The following is a 3848-nucleotide window of genomic DNA, read 5'->3' on the forward strand; positions in this document are numbered from 1 at the left end:
ATGCAGATTAGTATCGATTATATAGTGGAAGGATATTAAGACAAAGCCTGCGCTTACCGTTGGAAATCAGAAAGGTTTTCTGGGGTCATAACCTGAAAGAAATTCATCTATCTTCTTTTCATACTGAAGTTTACTCTGCCAAAAGCCCGAATTATGGTCGCCATGTATCTCCAGCAGTTGTTTCGGTTGATTAGCCGATTCATACACTTTTCGCCCTAATGAATATGGAATAATTTCATCTTCTGGACTATGAATCACCAGTACCGGATAAGCAATCCCCTTAACATATTCAGCGGTATTAAACTTAAATCTCACATAGATTACATAAGATAACAACGGAAATAATTCGCGCGCCATATCCCTGGCTGAACTAAATGTGGATTCTAAAATCACCTGACCGGCATCTACCTCAGTACCCAGCTTCGCGGCAACAGCACCACCTAATGATCGTCCAAATAAAATAATACTATCGCTTTTTATACCTTTAGTTTCTGATAAATAACGCCATGCCGCGCGCGCGTCCTCATACAAACCTTCCTCCCCTGGTTTTCCGGTACTTTGCCCATAACCACGATAATCAAAAATAAATACATTTAAACCAAGCTCGTGGAAAATCCTGATTGATTCCCCTCGGTGGGAAATATTCCCAGCGTTGCCGTGAAAAAATAAAACGGTTTTTGTTGCATCCTGCTTCGGTATAAACCAGCCATGCAACTGAATTTCATCTGCAGTGTTTAACACTACTTCGTCATATTGCATTCCCCAGTTACTCGGTGCGTCACGTAGTTCTTTAATGGGATAAAAAATCATGCCTGGCTGATTCACATACATAAAACCGCTAAAGACAGCTACCATTAATATCAACGTAGTTAGCGCACCCAACATAACAGCTCTCACATTTTTTTAGATTATGAAACTTCGTCTACGAATTGCCCTGAGTATAATTGCACGCTGTTATTCTGTTTATAAAAACTTCCCTAAAACAGGCAATTTCCTGATTTACAGGTAATTTGCCCCACAAGGTGCACTGGCATGTACTGATTTGCTGGAAGTTCGCTGTAATTCAGAGCGTGTGCGAAAAAAAACGATTGCACAAATTTCTCGAAACCTGCCTATCCTGTTGTTTTTTAAGCTCTATTATTGTATATATCCTATATTTATATTGTTGACATTCTTTATCTGATAATGATAGATTATCTAAAACGCGATCAGGAAGTAACGCTAAACAGCCATGCAGTAACGGCTTAAGTTGTATTGAAGTAGGCAGTACCCTCCATCAGCTCAATTCAAGCTCCTCACTGTAAGTGCCCAGGAACATTCCAATACATTTTTAGGACGTAATCATACCAGGCTGTGGCCTTTGGTATGTAAGACAAGCTAATAATAGTGCTAGCGAAGTTAACTCGAGGTAATCTATGAAGTTGCATTATGTAAAAGAGTATGAAGCTTTAGTTGACAAACTTTTATTTAGTACAAGATTTTTTCAACACAATTTACATATTTTGCCCTCCGGTATTGCATCTATCGGATTCAATTTCAATTTACAGGATAATTACACCCTTCATCGCGTTCTCGAAGCTTTAGGTTTTGACGTTGATGGGAAGAAACTTAGCGCCGAAGCGCTGGTTGCTGAACGATATTATATTGGACTCATCCGCAGTTCATTCAGTGAATTTAACGGATCTGATTTAAATTCACTCAAGGTTGTTGTACAGAACATCTTAACAGCGCGTCAAGCTGATCATCGTTATCAGGATTTCCCGCAATTTAACCGTACAAATGAGTTCGTTTTAAAAAATAAAGAGAAAGGATTTGCTATCGCTTATGCGATCACAAAACATTACGAAAGGATTGTCGACAACTGGCTAACTGCATTTGGTTTTGACATATTGAAAACCAATTCACATCTACTGTCTCGCAATAGCAGGGAACGCGCGGTGCTGGTTTCGTTGGCAGCCCAGCATATTATTGGTGTTGATACAGATGGCACCCCAATAAACCTGCCGCTTGCCAATGCGCTTGTGGACGACGATCGGTCAGAAGTCTGGTTTAATATTCGCTACTGTTTTTCCAGTGAAACCCTGCCTAACGAAGCAAGTATTAAACGCCGATATTTTGAAAGCGAAATTTTCGGCCTGTATGACAACACTGTGAGCGCAGAAAATATTAATCGTGAACAGTGCCGGAAATTGTACGCCATGTACAATCGCCATAAAGAGCAGATTCTACATTTTGAACGCCATTACAATTATCTCATTCCCGAAGCGAACGCTGAGCTTGGCTTAGTGGGTAAACGTCAAATTAAGACGATCGAACAAAGTTTTAGCACAGCTTATAACCATGTCAGGACTATTCCATATGTTTCACCTCCGATTAATAATTACGTGGAACAAGTGGAAGAAGGTATTGAGGATCTCGTAGAATTCTGGGCACAAAACGATGATCTGGATTATGAAATTGCCCTGGCCAGCTAATTCTGTCTCCCCGTAGCAGTAGTTGCAGTGTTGCAATTACATCTCAACCAGGCGTGGGTTCGTATCCCTTCCTTTATCTCTGCGGACTCACCCTGGTTTTTTTTACCACTCCTGTCGCTGATTAATTGACAAAGCACCGAACTACAGCCGCATAGCGCAAATGTAGCGCGATCCTGAGTATTGGTCTCTGGATGAATTTACGCGGGAACCGCCTGTTTATTTCTGGCAGTTTTAGTGGATTGTTGCTGAATGGAAAAATCAAGCATGCGCTGAATGGGCATTACAGCTTTACGACGGATCGATTCTTCTATATGAATTTCGTTACTACCGGTCTCCAGTACATGCGCCAGTTTCTCCAGGCTGTTCATTGCCATCCAGGGGCAATGGGCACACATGGTACAGGTGGGACTAACGCCGCCCGTGGGCGCGACCAGCAGCTTTTTACCCGGTGCTGCCTGTTTCATTTTGTGGAAGATTCCATAGTCCGTTGCGACAATCAGTGTATTTGCTTTTGAATCACGTGCTGCGTTGATCAATTTCGTTGTTGATCCGACCACATCGGCTAACTCGATAACATCCTCCGGGGATTCGGGGTGTACCAATACTTGCGCACAAGGGTTTTGCATTTTAAGTTCTTTGAGTTCCTGCGCCCGGAATTCATCATGTACGACACAATATCCCTGCCAGTTAATCATGTCAGCGCCGGTTTGTTGCTGTACATAACGACCTAAATGTTTGTCTGGAGCCCAGATAATTTTTTCACCCTGTTCCTTTAAATGATTCACAATGTCGACAGCGTTCGATGAAGTAACTACCCAGTCCGCCCGTGCCTTAACAGCGGCGCTGGTATTCGCGTATACAACCACTTTTCGATCGGGGTGTTCATCACAAAACGCACTGAATTCATCCGCCGGACAGGCCAGATCCAGGGAACATGTTGCGTCCAAATCGGGCATTAATACGCGCTTCTCTGGATTGAGAATTTTGGCTGTTTCTCCCATGAATTTAACACCAACAATCACCAGCGTCGTAGCAGAATGCCGATTACCGAAGTCAGCCATACTCAGGGAATCCGCTACATGGCCACCCGTTTCTTCTGCCAAAACCTGCAAAGGCTCGTCAGTATAGTAGTGTGCAATGACAACAGCATTCTGCTGCTTGACTAAGGCTTTGATATGACTAACAAGTTTTTCAGGATCGCCTGTTGGAGGCGCAGGACGGGGCGCGTGTTCCGCCAGTTCTATAATGGAATCTTTTAGTTTTAATGGTACATCTACTGCTCTATTCATCGTCCCGACCTGTCGTTTTAAGTATGTTCAAATTCTGCCAAATTTAACTGTGGTTTTGAATAGCTTTGGACCATTTTGATGCCAT

The 3848-nt window shown here is 42.7% G+C and carries 3 protein-coding genes; 1 reads left to right on the top strand and 2 read right to left on the bottom strand.

The features are described 5' to 3' along the window. Positions 1-66: 66 nt before the first annotated feature. Entirely contained in the window at positions 67-885 is an 819-nt protein-coding gene (locus tag ACWVCM_RS00390) for an alpha/beta hydrolase (protein ID WP_455199711.1), read from the bottom strand. A 530-nt stretch (positions 886-1415) separates the two neighbouring features. On the opposite strand from ACWVCM_RS00390, the gene ACWVCM_RS00395 reads away from it, so the two are divergent. Next, the gene (locus tag ACWVCM_RS00395) at positions 1416-2474 is read left to right on the top strand and encodes a hypothetical protein (protein WP_455199712.1); all 1059 of its coding nucleotides are present in this window, start codon (positions 1416-1418) and stop codon (positions 2472-2474) included. A gap of 197 nt (positions 2475-2671) precedes the next feature. Here ACWVCM_RS00395 and nadA read toward each other — a convergent pair whose 3' ends face one another. Beyond that, positions 2672-3763 carry a quinolinate synthase NadA gene (gene nadA, locus ACWVCM_RS00400; RefSeq protein WP_455199713.1) on the bottom strand — a complete coding sequence of 364 codons (1092 nt, stop codon included), beginning with the start codon at positions 3761-3763 and terminating at the stop codon, positions 2672-2674. Positions 3764-3848 lie beyond the last annotated feature (85 nt).

The organism is Kaarinaea lacus (genome assembly GCF_975902315.1).

Coding starts and splice junctions, on each gene's coding strand:
- ACWVCM_RS00390 (WP_455199711.1), bottom strand. CDS start 885: ATGTTGGGTGCGCTAACTACGTTGATATTAATGGTAGCTGTCTTTAGC.
- ACWVCM_RS00395 (WP_455199712.1), top strand. CDS start 1,416: ATGAAGTTGCATTATGTAAAAGAGTATGAAGCTTTAGTTGACAAACTT.
- nadA (WP_455199713.1), bottom strand. CDS start 3,763: ATGAATAGAGCAGTAGATGTACCATTAAAACTAAAAGATTCCATTATA.